The organism is Limisphaera sp. VF-2 (genome assembly GCF_049537125.1).
Lineage (GTDB): Bacteria > Verrucomicrobiota > Verrucomicrobiia > Limisphaerales > Limisphaeraceae > Limisphaera.
The window spans coordinates 39,962-56,818 of the sequence record NZ_JBMVQY010000001.1; the positions used below are offsets into that span (position 1 = coordinate 39,962).

Below are 16,857 nucleotides of genomic sequence, written 5' to 3' on the forward strand. Positions count from 1 at the left end.
CGGCCGCCACCGAGCGCCGCGCGGGGTCCTGAAACCGGTCAACCACCCTCCCTCGGTCCCATGAAATCCTTCGCCCGGTTCCTCTGGTTGGGGGGCCTTGGCCTGGCGAGCCTGCTGGGGAGCGGGCCGCTCCTGGCCCAGGTCCGCAACCCCGTTCCGGTCCCGCCCTTCGAGGTGCGGCAAGACCGAACGGATTACAACCTCCAGTCCGTGGGCGGCGTGCCCATTTCCAGCACCCCCGGCGACCCGCCCGGCTCCAACGGCCGCGCCCCCACCGCCGAGCAGCAGCGGGCCGACGGCCTGACCGAGCTGCCCGCCACACCGCGGCAGTTTCAAGGCCGCATCACCTTCGGTGCCCTGGCCGCGCCGCGGAACACCCAACTCAACCCCGGTCTCAGCTACGCCGCCAACGCCGGCAGCGCCAACCTGGACCTGCCCCGCGGTGAAAACGGCGGGCAGATTGTCGTGGTTATGACCCGGGCCCTGGTCGGGGCGCCGTGGCTGAGCCGCAATATCAGCTTCCTGTTCGGCGCCCCCATCCCGCCGCCGTTGGTGGACGTGGAGGGCAATCCGTTGCCCCCCGGCACACTGCCCCAGGAGTATTGGGTGCCGGAACCACACCGGCCCAGCCGCCTTGAACCCCATGAAATCCTGGACCTGGCCGGACTGGCGAATCGGCTGAACGCGGCGGCCGACCCCTTGGCCGCCTTCGTCAAGGACCAGCTTGCCGCTGAGACCCGCAGCTTGTTGAGCAGTCCCGGGGATCCCAACCTTCCCGGCAAGCTCCTGACCGACCTCAACACGCTCATTGCCGGCCCCTCGATTTACGCCCTCGAGCGCTTCTCCAACGTGACCCTCTCGCTCGAGACCCAGATTCTCGACCCCGCCGGCACCTCCGATGCCCGGCCGGCCCGGCTCAATCGCCTGCTGCTCGAGGACGCCTTCGCCGGCCTGCTGGCCCGCACCACGGTCAGCTACTACTGGAGCCCCCACGCCCGCACGGCTTACGCCATCCAGCCCGGGCCGGTGGACGTGGTCTGGCGCAAGGCCCAGCCCCAAAGCAGCAAACCGGCTGACTACGACGCCAATCCTTCGCGGTACTGGGTGGACGCGGGCAACTATTACACCCTGTACCGCGCCCGCTACGTGGTCTCAGGCAGCCCGTTCAAGCCACCGCGCAAGATTTACTGGACCGAAGGCGTCTTCCGGCCCACTGGCAAACCGGTGGCCGTACCCGCCGGCCGGGTGTCCGTGCTGAACGTCGTTTACAACAACAACTTCCCCCGCCGGGTGGACACCCCCTACCGTGCCCTTGGGCAGACCCCCATTGTGGAGAATCCCAACGCCCAACTCGAGGAGTCCCGCACCCTCTGGTACGAAAGCTCCCGCCGCGAGATCCTCGCCTACAACGTGGAGGGCCGCGTCTTTGTCGAGCTACTGGGCGAGGCCGAGCCGGGCGGCCGCACCCGCCGTCCCTTGGGCTACGAAATCGTGGACGTGATCCGCGAACCCCAGCCGGCCGACGTGACCACAGAACTGGGCGAAGTCCTGACCGCCTATCCGTTGGAGGAACAGCAGGACGATTCGGCCCTCTACCCGGACCTGGTCGCCGGCAGTCAGGACTTCGTGTACCAACATTTCCTCTCGGATGCCCCGCGGCCCTTGGTCTTCGCCACCCGGGAAACCCTCAACCGCAACGACGTGCAGGTCCACTGGCTGGAGACCGGGATCGAGGGTTTGCGCTGGCCGTTCCGCTTTGTCCGGTACCGGCAGGTCTGGCCCGTAGACATCCTCAAGTACAGCCATTACCTCCGCCCGCGCGTGAATTCCGAGGCCGAGGCGCGGGCCACGGCCGTACCGCTGCCGGCGGAAAATGCGCCGATCATTGACTACCAGGACCCGCTGGACCAGCCGCGCGCCAAACTCACCGAGACCTTCGCCTTCTACACCTGGCTCACTGATGCGTACCCCGTTCACCGCACTCTGCTGCGCTTCCGCTCGGGGGAACAGGTCCGCTTCGAGCGGGTGCTCTCGTGGCTGGAGACCGTGGTGAAACAACCGAACCTGCTGGCCGGCTCTTTCGCGACGGGTCTCACCGTCACCGACCCCGCCACAGGCAAGCCCAGCTCGATCTGGGGGACCAACACTTGGCGGTTCCCGGATGCCCTGCCCCTGGCCCAAACTGCGCCGCGCGTGATCGAACAAAGCGTCGCCGTCGGCCAGCGCATCCTCGCCCCGGCCGGGGAACGGGGCGCCGAGGGGGATTACTGGGCCGGTTACATCCAGCAAAGCCACGGCAACGCTTTCCACCCCGGCGCCTACCGCGACCCCTTCGTGGCCGGCTTCGAAAGTGCCAACCTCGGCGCCATCATTCCGGTCAACGCCGCCCCGGGCAACGATCGGCTGGAGGTCTGGTGGTTCCGCGTCAACGCCCTCTCCCAGCCGCAAATGGCCCAAGGCTTCAAGGCCGTTTACTGGCCATCGGTCCTCGGGCGCTACACAATCGGCTGGCCGCTGAACGCCCCGGAAATTGTGCTGGCCAGCAACGACGGCAGCGGGCCGCTAAGCAGCCTGGAAGCCAGGGCGCAAATCTACGTCCAGAACGACCGCCGCCTGCCGGGCTTCAACCCCAACGAAGAACACGCCCTGATGCAGGGCGGCCAGGCCTGGGCCCTGCGCGACGACCTGAACATCACCTCCGGGCCCGACTACACCTCCGAACCCTACGTGCTGCTCGATTATGTGGCCGCTGACGGCCGGCCCGCCATGACCGTCTTCAAGGTCCGCCGCGAACGGCCCGAAACGGGCGACGTGTTCGATTACGTGGTCGAGGCGGGCACCGTCCTCCAACCCCCCATGCCGTTGCCGCTGCTGGGCCTGCCCCTGGCGCCCAAGATCATCGGTCAGCCCCCGCGCAGCCTGAACCGCGAAATCCGCTCTTGGCAGGTCACCAGCACGGCAGTGGACGAGTCGGCCGGCTATGACCGGGTGACCCTGACCACCGAGACCCCTCACGGCATCGGCAAGACCCGCACCTTGTACCTGCAAGACCCGGCCAATCTCGGCCTCCCCGCCCACCGCTTCCTAGTCACCGGCGTGGACTACACCACTCGGAAGTTGGAAGGAGTGGTGCTGGCACAGAACCCGATCGCCTTGAGCGAGTGGACCGGCACGCCGGCCACCGAGTTTGCCCGGCGTCGGTTTGGCGTCGCAACGGACTCCGGACTGACGAATGGTACCATCGCGCTAGCCGTGGATCCCGTGTCCCGGCAGAGCTGGAAGGTCGAGCTCATGGGCACCGGCACCGAATCCGGCGCGACCTACTTGGAACTGGAATTTGCCGGTTTGGAAGACTACGAGGCTGGTGAAGCGGCGCGGATACTGGCCGTACCGGACAATTTGATCACTGACGGTCGGTTCGACGGCCGGAGGCTGGGCTTCGAGCCGTTGCCGAGGCGCGTCAGCAATCCCAGCCTGCGCGCGCAGTACGCCTCCTTCACGCTCCAGGACCGTAAGGGCAACATCTGGGTGTACCGCGGCCCGCACGACACGGGCGACCGTCCCACCATGGCCATGCAGTTTTACTACAAGACCCTGCCCGGCTTCTTCTTCCCCACCTTGCCGCTGGAAAACCAGCCGCCCGTGGGCACCATCACGCCTTACCTGCGCCCGCGTAACGACGACGGTACTTATGCCGGCGACCCTGTGTACGGGAACCGGTTGAACCCTCAAACCGGCGACGACAACGCGTTGCTCGTCCATTATTCCCCCGTCTGGCCGGCCAACACGCCCGTGCTACAAATGGCCGAGAGCCTCACGTTACCCAAGCGTGGGCTGCCGGCCATTCGTGGCCAGACCAGCCTCGAAGTGGTCTATCAGCAATCCCAGGTCGTGCGGAGCGACTCCGCCGAATCGGTGGTCCTGCATGATCCGACGCGGGAAAAGGTGTTCGATCTGGGGCCGCCGGAGGGCGTCGGGCGACTGGGCAAAATCCCGGACTCGGTCCACACCACCACCTACCGCGGCCGCATCTACTTCCCCAACCTGCCGCCGCACCTGAGTGAGCGGTTCTTCCTGGACCCCAACCGCGGGGAGTTTGGTGCGTTGGTCTTCGCCGGCGAATTTCGGGACGAACCCGCCGGCGACGATTACCTGCTGTTGAACGTGCTCGGCGCCAATGACCGCGACCGGCTCAAGGCGCTTTGCCTCCCGGATGACCCGGCCCGGCAGGCTTGGGAGGCCGCCGTTGACGGCCTGGCCACCGACCTCTCGCTGTACGTGGAAAACCCCGCCCGCCCGGGTACCTATTACCCGCGCGACGCCACGCGGTTTGGCCCGGCGGACCTGACCCGCATCACGGACGACGACCAGGCGGTGGACTCGTATGCCCTCACCGCCGTGGGTCCGGGCACGGGCTACGTCACCCTCATCGCCGGCAACGGCCTGGCCTTCACCCCCGAGGCCGAACCGGTTAGCGTGCACATCCTACGCGTGGTGGACACGCTCTACCGGGGCGAGCTCAAAGTGGTAGCCTCCTCGAACCCCCTGAGCGAAATCCTCACTCTCCAACAGGTGGTGGACCTGGCCGGCCGCGCCGAGGATTACAACTTCGAGTGGAAGATCGCCGCCCCCGTGGACGGCCTGCCTCCGGCGGTTTTCCAGAACACCTATGCCCTCCTGTTGGGCGACGGCGCGTGGCAACATCTGCCCTTCACGTTGGCCTCCGATCGGGCTGCTACCGTCAGCGCGGCGCCCGCCAATCGCGTCGTCGCCGACGTGGGCACCACCGTGGTGCCGCGCCAGCGCGTGCCGTTCGCCGCGGCCTCGCGCTCGCCCTTGGGCGGGCTGTTCGTATTGGACTCCCCGCCAGCCTCCCCCGGTCTGGTGCCCGGCAACCGCCTGGTCCTGCGTGATGCCAACGGCCAGGAGCTCAACGTCACCGTCCACGGCCTGAGCACGCAGGCTCAACTGGTGCTCGAGCCGGAGGCCGAGCAACCGCCCGTGCCGGCGGACTTTCTCCCCATCGAGGCCTACGAGCAGGTGGTCAACGGCCAGCCCCAGAGCATCGTGTTCCGCCAGTTTGAGGTCCCGGCCGACGCCAACTACGGCGAGCTGTGGCTGAGCCTGGACCTCGACGACGCCCTCGGGGCGCGGGTGTATCTGGACGGCCAGCGCTTGGTGGAAGCCAACCTCGGCGACGCCGACACGCCGCGCTCCTCGCCTCCCGAGATGTTCCAGCCGCTGAGCCGCGCCTACCGGCTCGACAGCGGCGTCCTGGCCGGCGGCACGCCGCAGCCGGGCGGCCTGGTCCGGCACACCCTCGCGGTCGAACTGTTCTCCAGCGCCTCACCGGATGCCCGCCTCATCTTCAATGTGCGCCTCGAGGCCAGCGAAGTCGTGGATGTCACGGACGCCGGTTGGTTGCCGTTGGACGCCTCCCGCTTTCCGGACGGCACACGGGCCCTGCTCGGCGGTCAGGCCGATGTGCGCGCCCTGAGCGACAATTACCTGATCATGCGGTATCAGGCCAAAAACCCGGACCACGCCTCGTTCCGGCCCGATCCGGGCAACCCCGACCGCAATCTGGCCTGGTCCACTTGGACCCGCCCGATGCTGGCCGAGGGCTGGATCAAGCGTGTCCTGGCCGGAATCAATCCCTTCAACCAGCGCGTGGCCGACCTCTTCAGCAGCCGGGTCAGCACCGACGTCAGCATCATCCAGCAGGCCGGCCCGCGCTGGGAAGGCGACGTGGCCCTCAACCTCGACTCGCTCAATCAATTCGGCCTGATCGAAATCTACGAAACCGTGCTCCGGCGCGGCAAAATGCTGAGCATCGACGCCGGCATCAACTACGGCCCGGCCAACGACGCCCTGCTCCTGGCCGCCGGCTACCTGAACGACCTGTACATGATGCTGGGCAACGAAGCCTGGGCCGATGCCGCCAATCCCACCATCGGCATCGGCACCAAGGACCGCACCTACGGGGAGATCGCCACCGCCCTGTTCGCCTTCCGGGGACAGGTGCCGTCCCTGCTCGAAGAGGAACTGGCGCTGCTGCGGGGGCGCGACGATTTCCTGATGCCCGGGGTCGAGATCCGTCCGGTGTACAACCGGCTCTACTGGAATTACACCCGCGGCATCGACGCCGGCGAGGTCATCTACGCCCTCAACTACAACATCCTGGACCTCGACGAAAACGGCCGGGTGGACGCCGATGATGCCCGCCGGCTCTATCCTCAGGGCCATGGCGACGCCTATGGCCACTACCTCACCGCCCTAAAGGGCTACTACGGCCTGCTGATGAACACCGACTTCGATTGGGTGCCGCGCATCGAGGCGGTGCTGGTCCTCGGCCAGCCCGTGTCGGTGGATTACCAGGACGAGCGCAAATTCGCTGCCGCCGCGGCTGCCGTGGCCCGCACCGGCAAGCAGATCACCGACCTGACCTGGCGCCGGGATTACAGGCACGGCCGCGGCATCGGCTGGAGTCACCTGAGCGAATCCAAAGTTAATAACCGCCGCACACTACCCACCCAGCGCGATTGGGGTGTGGACCACTGGGCCACCCGCACCGGCCAGGGCGCCTACCTGCATTGGGTGGTGGGCAACGCCATCCTGCCGGATCGCGATCCCGATCCCACCCACGAAGGCGGGATTCAGCAGGTGGATCGCACCACGGTGGTCGAGTTACTTGAACTGCCGGCCATCGCGGGCAGTCTCCAAACCACCCTCGACAATGCGGAGGCAGGCCTGAACCCGCTGGGGTTGCCGGAAACCGCCGTACCCTTCGACATCAACCCCACCCTCGTGGTGGGGGCGGAACCCCAGACCCATTTCGAACAGATCTATGCCCGTGCGCTGGCCGCGCTGCAAAACGCCCTGGCCGCGTTCGATGACGCCAAGGATGTTACCCGACTCATGCGTTCTGAGGAGGATTCCCTGGCCGAGTTCCGCACCCTGGTTAACCGGCAGGAACTCGCCTACACTCATCAATTGATCGAGCTCTACGGCACGCCCTATCCGGATGACATTGGTCCGGGGAAGACGTACCCCAGTGGCTACAACGGCCCGGATTTGATGCATTACATGTACGTTGACTTGGTGGAGCTGAGCACACCGTTGCTCGACCCGGCCGCTGACGCCTCCTGGCGCATTGACATCCAAACGTTCACCCCGAACTGGTTGGAGACCAACGGCATCTCCGACTTCACCTTCATCACCAAGGCCCGGGTCGACGGCATTGATCGGGGACTGGATCCCAACCCATGGGCATCTGGTTACAACACCAATCACTATGTCGAGTTCAACCTCCCGGCGCATGGATTCTTCGGCAAACCGGCCCATTGGACAGGCCGACGCGCCTCGCCCGGCCGTATCCAGCAGGCCATTTCCGACATCATCAAGGCCCGCAACGCCGCCTATCTGGCCCTCTACAAGGTGGACGCCGCCAAGGGGGACCTGGACTGGGCGCTCGCCGCTTTCGAGCGCAAGAAAGAGTCGCATGAAAAAATTCGCGACTGGCAGGCGTTCTTGCTCGGAGCCGAGCAAACGCTGGAGGCGGTCAAAACCGCCGTCGAGATCGTGGATAAGATCCTCGACGTAACTTCGGATCAGATCAGTTTTATTTCCCAGACCGCTGCCAAATCGCTCCCCACCGTCTTCATTGCCGGCCTGGCCGCCGGGGGCGACTTGACCGCCCCGGCCCGGGCCGCGATCGAAGCATCCGGAGTGACGTTCAAATCGGTCACCGAATGGAAGAAAGTGGGCACGTTTGCGGCCATCAAGGTCCTCGAGGTTGCCAACCAGACCACCAAACGCTGGACCGAGTTCGACCAAATCCAGCGAGAGGAGTGGAACCAGGCATTGCGCGACGCCACCAGCGAGCTGCGCGACAAGGTCTACGGCGTGCAGAACCTCCTGCCCGAACTCAACCCGCTTGCAGGAGCTGGACGATGCCCAGCGGAAATACCGCGCCCTGCTGGCCGAGGGCGACCGCATCCAGGAGGAGCGCCGTATCTTCCGCCAGCGGGCCGCGGCCGTCATTCAGGGCTTCCGCACCCGCGACGCCGCCTTCCGCATCTTCCGCAACGAAAAACTCGAGCGTTACAAGGCGCTCTACGACCTGGCCGCTCAATACACCTTCATGGCCGCCCAGGCCTTCGACTATGAAACCGGCCTGCTCCACACCGACCAGGGCCGCCGCTTCCTGGCCCGTGCCGTGCAATCCCGCGCCCTCGGGGTGGTCCGGGAGGGTCAACCGCAGTTCGCCGGCAGCAACACCGGCGATCCCGGCCTCTCGAGCATCCTGGCCGAGATGTTCGCCGATTGGCAGGTGCTCAAGGGCCGGCTCGGCTTCAACAACCCGGACGCCTATGGCACGACGGTCTCGGTTCGTCGGGAACTGCTCCGTATCCTGCCCGGAGTCGAGGGCGACGAAGTCTGGCGCGATTACCTCTCCAGCCGGCGCATGGCACACCTGCTCGAGGATCCCGACGTGCGCCGTTACTGTCTGCAGATCGATCCCGGCAACGGCCTTACGGCACCCGGCATTGTGATCGAGTTCGGCACCACCATCGCCGACGGACTCAACCTGTTCGGGCTGCCCCTGGCCGGCGGCGATCATGCGTACAGTCCCAGCTCCTTTGCCACCAAGATCCACGCCGTGGGCGTCGCCCTGGAGGGTTACGTCGGCATGGACGCCCCGGCCGTCAACCAGGGCGCGGTTACCTACTCCGGCGGCACCCCGCCCGGCGACCCGAACCTCACGTTCCTCGATCCGAACGCCCTCGCCGCCACGCCCTATGTGTATCTCATCCCCGTGGGCGTGGATTCGATGCGCAGCCCGCCCTTGGGCGACCAGAGCGTCGTGCGTACCTGGACCGTGGACGACGTGGCGGTGCCGCTGCCCTTCAACATCGGCGGGTCGGACTTTTCCAGCTTCCCCTTCTGGCAGTCTGCCGACTCGCTGACCGAGCCGCTGTTTGCGGTCCGCAAGCACCAGGCCTTCCGACCGGTGCCCTCGGCGAGCCTGTTCCCGCCCGATCTCTACGGCACCGACGGTCGTCTGCTCCAATCCCAGTACACCAACCGCCGCCTCATCGGCCGCTCGGTGTGGAACAGCCGATGGAAGCTGGTCATCCCGGGACGTACATTGTTGCATGATCCCGAGGAGGGTCTCGATCGCTTCATCCGCACCGTGCGCGATGTGAAGCTCCACTTCGTCACCTATTCCTATGCCGGCAACTAAAAGCCCATCCCGACCATGAACACGCCCAACGTTCCAAGCCGCGCCCGAACGTTTCTGTGGGTCGCCGGTCTTGCCCTGGCCGGTGTGTCGCACGCATATCCACCGGCTCCGCACCACATCATCGAGGGCGTGATTCGCGACCCTTACGGAGTTCCTCTCAACGCGCCGTCCGCCCGCATTCTGTTCGAAACCGCCACCGGCCGCGTCGTCGAGACCCGGTTGCGCCCGGAAATGGGCCGCGGCCTGAATTACACACTGACTCTGCCGCTGGACGCCGGGGTCACCCCGGACCTTTATCGTCCGAGCGCCCTTCAACCCCTGGTCCCCTTCCGCATCCGCGTTCGCATCGGTTCGACGACTTACCTGCCGATCGAAATGCGTGCCAACCTGGCCACCCTGGGACAGCCGGCTCAGCGCACCCGGTTGGACCTGACGCTCGGTGAAGACCGCGACGGCGACGGGTTGTCGGATATGTGGGAGTACGCACTGATCCAGCAGCTCGGCGGCGGCCAAACCCTCCAAGACATTCGCCCGGGCGACGACCTGGACAGGGACGGGTTATCGAACCTCCAGGAATACTTGGCGGGCACTTATGCCTTCGATCCCGGCCACGCGCTCCTCCTGGACCTGCGCGAAGTCCAAGCGGGTCAGGCCATCTTGGAATTCACCGCCGTCACAGGTCGTACCTATCAAATCCTCGTCGGTCACGACCTGCAAACCTGGTCGGTGGTACCCTTCAAGGTCGCCGGCTCAACCGAAGCTCCCGCCACGGAGTACCGTGCCAACGACATTCGTCTCTTGCGCGTCCAGGTCAGTCTCCCTGACGCGGGTTCGAATGCACCTCCGCGTTTCTTCCGTTTGAAGGTGTTGTGAACGCGATTCCCATGCCGCCGAGCGCACAGCGCCCCGACGACGCCCGACGGATTCGTCGTCGGCTCGCTGCGGTCTGCCTGTCGGGACTGGCCCTTCTGGGGTTTTTCCTCTTTCCACGGCTGTCCATGCAACCCGCGGAACTGTCCCGCCACGACCTGGAGCTGCGCCAGGGCCGTCTTTATCGAACGGGAGATACGCGTCCGTTCAATGGCTTCCTGGTGGAGCGCTATCCTGACGGAGCCCTGTGGTCGCGCTCCGCCATAGTGGATGGCCAATTGAACGGCCTCTCCGAAGGTTGGTACACCAATGGTCAGTTGCAAATCCGAGAAACCTATCGGCGGGGTCTCGCCCACGGTCTGCGCATCAAATGGTATCCGGACGGGGCCACGCAATCGGTGGCTCAGCTGGTGGAGGGAGAATACCACGGCCTCTATCAACGTTGGCACGAGAACGGTCAACTGGCCGAGGAAGTCGTCTTCGAACATGGCCGGCCGCATGGAGTCGCGCGTGCCTACTATGCGAGCGGTCACTTGAAGGCAGAGGTCCACCTGGAGCATGGGCGAATTCTGGATCGCCGGGATTTTCCCGACCCTGCTGCACCTGACACGACGGTTCTGCCCGCACAATTCCAGCCCGTCCCCACAAACGGTGCTGGCCCATGAGTCGCTCCCGGGGAGGCCCCATGCCCACATGCAGACGGTGCTGCTCGTTGTGGTTCCCGGCCTGGTTCTGGGCGGGCCTTCTGTTTTCTTGTGGGCCGAAGGCGGATGGCGAGCCCCCGGTCGCCCGGTCGGCCCATTACTCGCTCTACTTTTCAGGCTCCCTGGCCGGGGGTGGCTGGAGCCGGTCGGACCACTACGAAGCGTTCGTTGGGGTTGGCGCCCCGGCAAGCTGGAGCACCTCCGCCACGGTCCCGTATCGCCTGGCGGCCGGGTTTGTACCCGCGCTGAACGACCCGCCGGCTGCTCTGCCCGACACGATCGGCCGCGCGCGGGGACAAACGACCAAGGTCATCGCGCTCCGGCTCCTGAGCAACGACACGGACCCCGAGGGCGATCCGCTGGAATTCGTCAGCCACGCCGTCCGAAGCGCGTCCGGAGGCCGTCTGACATTCGACAACGGTTGGATCCTTTACGAGCCCCCGGTCGGTCAGCCGGAGTTCGATACGTTTACATATGCCCTGCAGGACACCGCCGGCCACCAAAGCACGCAGACCGTATTTGTGGTGGTCTCGGAGCCGGACCCGGGCCCCTCTCTGAACCTTGTTCGCATTACGGTCCTACCCACCGGGCATCGGCAGCTGGTGTTCGCCGGTGTTCCCGGTCGGTCCTACACATTGGAGTGGTCGGACATACTGCCGGCCACCCGCTGGCAGCCGCTCGCCGAAGTTGAAGCCGATGCCCGGGGCCTGATCCAGTGGGTGGACGCCACCGAGCCACCTCCGCCCACACGGTTTTATCGCACGGTCGCACGATGAATGCCGGGAATCCCAACCGATCCTGTCGCCGGCTCTGCTTGGTTGGAGGTGCCGCATTGCTGCTGCTGGGCGGTGCGTGGCACGACATCGAGGCCGCAGAGGGTTTCCCGCCGCAAACGTTCACCTTTCCCGTGCAGGCGTGGATCCCCGATGGCGACGACTCCGGCCTGGCCGACGCCCGAAGCCTGCCGGCCGGACCCGCCCCCATTCTTTCGCTTGTGGTGACGTTGCAGCTCAGCCCGCATCCGGAAGGGGCCTTTCTGGGAGATCTATTTGTAAGCCTGGCCGGGCCCACAGCCGGATACAGTGTGCTGTTGAATCGGCCGGGGCGAGCCCCAGGGCGGCCCTTCGGCTACAGCGATGGCATGAACGTCCATATCACGCTGAGCGACGCGGCCAGCGCCGACGTGCACAACTATCGCCTGACGCTAACAGGCGATGAGAATATCCCCTTGAACATTCCCTTGACGGGTCTCTGGCAACCGGATGCTCGCGCCACCGATCCCGCCGACGTGGTCACGGACGATCCTCGTACCGCAGGGCTCGGTTCCTTTGCGGGCCTCGAGCCGGGCGGCACCTGGGTGTTGTTTGCTGCGGATGTCAGTGGCGGGGGCCAATATCGCCTGGACGCTTGGTCCCTCGAGGTCCATTACATTCCAGAACCCTCCACGGCGGGCCTGCTGATCATGGCCCTCCTCGTGGGCAGCGCTCGCATGGTGAGGGGCCGGTTCCTTCATCCCGGTGCCAACGCGTTGTCTGCCATGCCTTCCCCGGGTCCATTCCGGTAACGAGGAGTCGCTCCGCACAGGCTTTGCGGGTTTGCCGATCGATTTGCGTTCCCGCCACCGCCCGGGGAGCGGTACCGTCGCGATCGGGCAATGCCTGCCGCGGCAGGTTGCGGTCTCGGTGCAGAGCGACACGCGCCCCGGGGCGGCTCGGGTTGCCCGGGACCGGGCTCTCGTCCTCGCGGAAGCGATCAGCAACACGCAGTCCGGCATTCAATCCGCGGCCCCGCGCCCATGGTGTACCGGGCTGGAGCAGGGGCCATGGCGGGGTCTGCGGACCCGGAGCAAACTCGCGAGCCGAGGCCGGCCGCAGGGATTCCCGAGCGTCCGAGGGAGTTGGCTCGTTTGCCAACAGCGCGGCGGATGCGAGTCAACCGCCCCGGTCACAAGACCTCGGTGCTGCCCGGCATCGCGATCGGGTACCGGCCCTGGGGATCGGCTTTCACAGGTGGATCGTCTTCGTCCCGGAGTTGATCCAGGCCGGGTGCCAGCTCACGGGTCGAGGCCATCGCTTCCTCCCAGGTGATTCGTTGCCCGGATTCGCAGGCCATTCGGCCCATGATGGCAGTCAGATTGGATTTGGCGCTGCGTTCGACTTCGTTGTAGGGCCGGTCCTGGCGGATGGCTTCGAAGAAGAGATCCATCTCGCGCTGGTAGGGATCACAGGGTTCACCCCGGTATCGCCACAGCACGCGATCGGCCGTCGGCTGATGACCGCGAAACAACATGGGGTTGGGTTGCCCTTCTCCCAGGACCGCACAACCCGAAGTGCCGTGGAGGACAACACCGAAGAAATCCCAGCACCGGGACATGTGCCGCCCTTGCACCACCATGCGCGTGCCGTCGGCGAAAGTGTATTCCGCCATGTAATGGTCATAGAGCTGGTCGGGCTCGCGTCGCACCTGGCGACCGCCCATTCCCTGCACGGAAACCGGCCAGCTGCGTTTGGCCCAGCAGCAGACGTCGATGTTGTGGATCAGCCAGTCCACAAAAAAGCTTCCGTTCAACCAGGTGAACCCACTGTAGTTGGCGATCTGCCAGGCCAGTTCGCTCATGTTCGCCGGGCGCGGACCCAGACCCACGGGCCCGTGCATTCGGTACGCATAGAGCGTCACCAACTCGCCCAGCGCACCCTCGTGCACCCGTGCCATTGCCTCCTCCAGCGGGAGATAGTGACGGCTCATCAGCCCGGTCGCCACTTTTAAACCCTTGCGCGCCGCCTCCTCACCCGCACGCAAGACACGGCGAATGCCCGGCGCATCCACGGCGAACGACTTCTCGAGGAAGACATGGAGACCCCGCTGGACCGCGTATTCGAAGTGGATGGGCCGGAAGGCCGGCGGCGTGGCCAGGATCACCACGTTTCCCGGTTCCAAGCTGTCCATGGCACCGCGGTAGCCCCGCAGGCCGCCAAAAACGCGCTCCGGGGTGACGCGGATCCGATCGCCGAACCGCGGACGCAACTGCTCCACCAGCGCGCGGGCACGCTCGGGGAAAAAATCGGCCACCGCCCACAACTCGGTCGGGCCGGCCGTGGACAACGCCTGGGCCACCGCGCCACTGCCGCGGCCTCCGCAGCCGATCAGGGCGATGCGGAGCGTGTTCGATTCGGCGGCACGAGACCCGATTTCCACCGCCCGCACCAGAGCTGCGGCAGAAAGGAGACCGGCCGATTGACGCAGGAACTCTCTTCGGCTTGGCAGAGGACCCGCCCCATACGTACTCATGCGCGATACCCTGTTTGGGCGAGCCCGTCCTGTCAATGCAAGCCCGCCCGATTCAACCCCGCCCGAAGCCCGGGGAACCTGCGGGTCGTGGCCCTTGTCCGGGATCCAACCTCAGTCGGGTCGGCCCGCCGGCCCCCGACCACGCTGGGGACCTCCGGGGCCGCGCCAACGCGGCAGGTCCTTGTCCCAGGCCAACAGCGCGACCAGATGACTGGCGACCGGAATCGTGGCCACTTGAAAGAATATGGCCAGCAGGATTTTCAAGCCTGCGGCTTCGACGCCCAGGATCAGCCACAAGCCCAGCAACACCAAAAAGATTCCAAGCGTGCTGGCCTTGGCCACCGCATGCGAGCGGCAAAGCACGTCCGGCAACCGCAACAAACCCAACCCGGCGATCAAAATGAACGCCGTCCCTGTGAGCATCAACGCGCCTGCCAACCAAGGGATCATGGCACGAATTCTTCCGGCGACGCACGGTTCCCGGTCGGGGCTGCCGACCGACGCCGCGGCAAGGTCCGATGCAGGTAAAGGGTGAAACTCACGGTCCCGACGAATCCCAACAACGAGTACAACAGGACCAGCTCGAGGAACAGCGCCGTTTTCCACTCGACGCTCAGCAGCCCGATCATCCCCACGACCCCGGTGGCAATCAAGTCGAATGCCAAAATGCGGTCCAGGATCGTGGGCCCCCGGATGACGCGCACGAGGGCCAGGAGCACCGCCACGCCCAGTCCCAGGAAACAAACCGATGTCAGTGCACTGTTCATCGCGTGAATTGCAACAAGGGCGTCTTCAGGTTCCGATCCAGATTCTGCCGCAGCTCGTCCGGGTTCTCCACGTCCAGCGCGTGGATCACGAGCGTGCGCATGTCCTCGCTGATCTGGACCGTGGTCGTGCCCGGCGTCAGCGTAATGCAGTAGCTCATCACCAGGATCTCACCCGGAGTCAGTCCGGCAACGTCGTAGTTCACAAAATCCGGCCGCAGGGACGAGGCGGAGCGAAAGAGAACCCGCACGGCCACGTTCAGATTCGCCTTCACGAACTCGCACAAGAATCCCCACAGAAACCGCGCCAACGCGACCACCTTGCGTGGATATGCCTGGACTCCGAGAACGGAGTGAAACAAAGCGATGACGCAGAAACCCAGCAGGAGCCCGACGTAAAAATCGCCCAGGCTGCGCCCCGGACTGAGGAACAACCAGAGCGTGGCCAGAATCAGATGCAACGCCAACCCTTTCATCGCGCGTCCACCCCTTTGGCGCGTACTGCAAACACCGCGGCAGCGTACCCGTCCCGGTCCCGCACCTGCTGGGCCGCGCGTGTCGCCACCTGAAAGACTCCCTCGGCGCCCAGACCGATTCCCAGCGAGACCGCCACCATCGCCAGGTTTACACGGTTCATCCGCACCCATCGCCAGTCCCACAGGCACACTTCGCGATCCTCCGCCGCATTCCAGAAGGCGCCATTCCAAATCTTCAGCATGCTCAACAGCGTCAAGATGCTGCCAACCAGCGAGATCCCGACCAGGACGTATTCTCCCAGACGAAGGCCCTCCATCGCGATCGCGAACTTTCCCCAGAACCCACTGAGCGGCGGCAAACCCGCCAGGGACAACGCCTGGAACAAGAAAGCCACACCCAACCCGGGCGCATGCCGCCACAGATTCCCCATCCGATCCAGATTATCCGTGCGATTCAACAGCGCAGCCGTCCCTCCGATAAGGAACAGGGAGGACTTCACCACAATGTGGTGGATAATGTAAAAAATGCTGGCGGCGAATGCGAACTCGGTAAAGAAGCCGATCGCCAACATCATGAACCCCACCTGACTCAGGATGTGATAGCTCAGAATGCCCCGGACAAAATTCCGAGACAGGGCCCCCACCACGCCAAGGAGCATGGTGGCTCCGGCCAGCCATGCCAGCAGGGCGTGCACCCCGGACAACTCGTGCGGCAAGACGGTGCCAAAGATGCGCAGCAGGACATACACCCCCACCTTCGTCAGCATCCCCGCGTACAGCGCCGCCACGGGGGCCGGCAGAATCGGGTAGCTGTTGGGCAGCCAGTAATAGAGCGGAAACAGGCCGGCCTTCAGCCCAAACACCGCCAGGAACAGCAGGGCCAGGCTCACCACACGCGGATCGTCGGCCATCCCCGCCACCCGTTGCGCCATGTCGGCAAAATTCAGCGTGCCGAAGAGCCGGTACGCCAACCCTGCCCCGCACAAGAACAGGGTGCTCCCCGCCAGATTCACCGCCACATAGGGAAAGCCCTGTTTGATGTCCCAGTCGTCCGCTTCCAGGGTGAGCAGGGCGTAGGAGGCAATCAACATGACCTCGAACGCGACAAACAAGTTGAACAAATCCCCCGTGAGAAAGGAAAGGTTGATCCCGGCCACGAGAAACTGCATCAGCGGGAGTCGCAGGGGATGTTCCACCCGAACGCTCAACTCGGCCGACCCGTACACAATGGCCATCAGGGCGGTCCACGAACCCAGGACAATCATGACGGCGCTCAGCAGATCCGCCACCAGCACGATGCCGAACGGCGCCGCCCAGTTCCCGACCGGCAGAACCCAGGGCCCCTCGTCATAGGTCCGGATTCCGAGGCCCAGGGCCACCATCAGCTGCCCAACCGCCGAGGCCGTCGCCATGGCCCGCCGCCCTCTCGAGGGTCGGCCCCAAAACAGAAGGAGCAGCGCCGTGCACAGGGGTACGACCAGGGGAAGCGTGACCAGATGCATGTCTTG

The 16,857-nt window shown here is 65.4% G+C and carries 10 protein-coding genes; 5 read left to right on the plus strand and 5 right to left on the minus strand.

Features of this window, described 5'->3' with window-relative positions; translation table 11 throughout:
• The first annotated feature begins 60 nt into the window (after nucleotides 1-60).
• The 5 genes from ACPDIT_RS00145 to ACPDIT_RS00165 all read left to right on the plus strand — a co-directional run bounded on the left by ACPDIT_RS00145 (nucleotide 61) and on the right by ACPDIT_RS00165 (nucleotide 12,385).
• The gene (locus tag ACPDIT_RS00145; RefSeq protein WP_423440465.1) at nucleotides 61-8,169 is read left to right on the plus strand and encodes a hypothetical protein; all 8,109 of its coding nucleotides are present in this window, start codon (nucleotides 61-63) and stop codon (nucleotides 8,167-8,169) included.
• A 1,093-nt stretch (nucleotides 8,170-9,262) separates the two neighbouring features.
• Nucleotides 9,263-10,120 carry a hypothetical protein gene (locus tag ACPDIT_RS00150; RefSeq protein ID WP_423440467.1) on the plus strand — a complete coding sequence of 286 codons (858 nt, stop codon included), beginning with the start codon at nucleotides 9,263-9,265 and terminating at the stop codon, nucleotides 10,118-10,120.
• Nucleotides 10,117-10,782, plus strand: a complete 666-nt coding sequence (locus ACPDIT_RS00155) for a toxin-antitoxin system YwqK family antitoxin (protein ID WP_423440469.1) — start codon at nucleotides 10,117-10,119, stop codon at nucleotides 10,780-10,782. Before ACPDIT_RS00150 ends, ACPDIT_RS00155 begins: the two co-directional genes overlap by 4 nt.
• A 20-nt stretch (nucleotides 10,783-10,802) precedes the next feature.
• Nucleotides 10,803-11,597, plus strand: coding sequence for an Ig-like domain-containing protein (locus ACPDIT_RS00160; protein ID WP_423440470.1), 795 nt, complete (start codon nucleotides 10,803-10,805; stop codon nucleotides 11,595-11,597).
• On the plus strand, nucleotides 11,594-12,385 hold the full coding sequence (locus ACPDIT_RS00165) for a PEP-CTERM sorting domain-containing protein (RefSeq protein WP_423440472.1): 792 nt from the start codon (nucleotides 11,594-11,596) through the stop codon (nucleotides 12,383-12,385). The genes ACPDIT_RS00160 and ACPDIT_RS00165 overlap by 4 nt, the downstream gene beginning before the upstream one ends.
• 380 nt (nucleotides 12,386-12,765) lie before the next feature.
• Here ACPDIT_RS00165 and ACPDIT_RS00170 read toward each other — a convergent pair whose 3' ends face one another.
• The 5 genes from ACPDIT_RS00170 to ACPDIT_RS00190 all read right to left on the minus strand — a co-directional run bounded on the left by ACPDIT_RS00170 (nucleotide 12,766) and on the right by ACPDIT_RS00190 (nucleotide 16,851).
• Nucleotides 12,766-14,109 (minus strand): Gfo/Idh/MocA family protein, encoded by a 1,344-nt coding sequence (locus ACPDIT_RS00170; protein ID WP_423440473.1) that lies wholly within the window; start codon nucleotides 14,107-14,109, stop codon nucleotides 12,766-12,768.
• A gap of 111 nt (nucleotides 14,110-14,220) precedes the next feature.
• Nucleotides 14,221-14,559, minus strand: coding sequence for a monovalent cation/H(+) antiporter subunit G (gene mnhG, locus ACPDIT_RS00175; protein ID WP_423440474.1), 339 nt, complete (start codon nucleotides 14,557-14,559; stop codon nucleotides 14,221-14,223).
• A complete protein-coding gene (locus tag ACPDIT_RS00180; RefSeq protein ID WP_423440476.1) occupies nucleotides 14,556-14,876 on the minus strand; it encodes a monovalent cation/H+ antiporter complex subunit F in 321 nt (106 codons plus the stop codon). The genes mnhG and ACPDIT_RS00180 overlap by 4 nt, the downstream gene beginning before the upstream one ends.
• Nucleotides 14,873-15,349, minus strand: a complete 477-nt coding sequence (locus tag ACPDIT_RS00185) for a Na+/H+ antiporter subunit E (RefSeq protein ID WP_423440478.1) — start codon at nucleotides 15,347-15,349, stop codon at nucleotides 14,873-14,875. Before ACPDIT_RS00185 ends, ACPDIT_RS00180 begins: the two co-directional genes overlap by 4 nt.
• Entirely contained in the window at nucleotides 15,346-16,851 is a 1,506-nt protein-coding gene (locus ACPDIT_RS00190) for a proton-conducting transporter membrane subunit (protein WP_423440480.1), read from the minus strand. Before ACPDIT_RS00190 ends, ACPDIT_RS00185 begins: the two co-directional genes overlap by 4 nt.
• Nucleotides 16,852-16,857: the final 6 nt, after the last annotated feature.

Coding starts and splice junctions, on each gene's coding strand:
- ACPDIT_RS00145 (WP_423440465.1), top strand. CDS start 61: ATGAAATCCTTCGCCCGGTTCCTCTGGTTGGGGGGCCTTGGCCTGGCG.
- ACPDIT_RS00150 (WP_423440467.1), top strand. CDS start 9,263: ATGAACACGCCCAACGTTCCAAGCCGCGCCCGAACGTTTCTGTGGGTC.
- ACPDIT_RS00160 (WP_423440470.1), top strand. CDS start 10,803: ATGCCCACATGCAGACGGTGCTGCTCGTTGTGGTTCCCGGCCTGGTTC.
- ACPDIT_RS00165 (WP_423440472.1), top strand. CDS start 11,594: ATGAATGCCGGGAATCCCAACCGATCCTGTCGCCGGCTCTGCTTGGTT.
- ACPDIT_RS00170 (WP_423440473.1), bottom strand. CDS start 14,109: ATGAGTACGTATGGGGCGGGTCCTCTGCCAAGCCGAAGAGAGTTCCTG.
- mnhG (WP_423440474.1), bottom strand. CDS start 14,559: ATGATCCCTTGGTTGGCAGGCGCGTTGATGCTCACAGGGACGGCGTTC.
- ACPDIT_RS00180 (WP_423440476.1), bottom strand. CDS start 14,876: ATGAACAGTGCACTGACATCGGTTTGTTTCCTGGGACTGGGCGTGGCG.
- ACPDIT_RS00185 (WP_423440478.1), bottom strand. CDS start 15,349: ATGAAAGGGTTGGCGTTGCATCTGATTCTGGCCACGCTCTGGTTGTTC.
- ACPDIT_RS00190 (WP_423440480.1), bottom strand. CDS start 16,851: ATGCATCTGGTCACGCTTCCCCTGGTCGTACCCCTGTGCACGGCGCTG.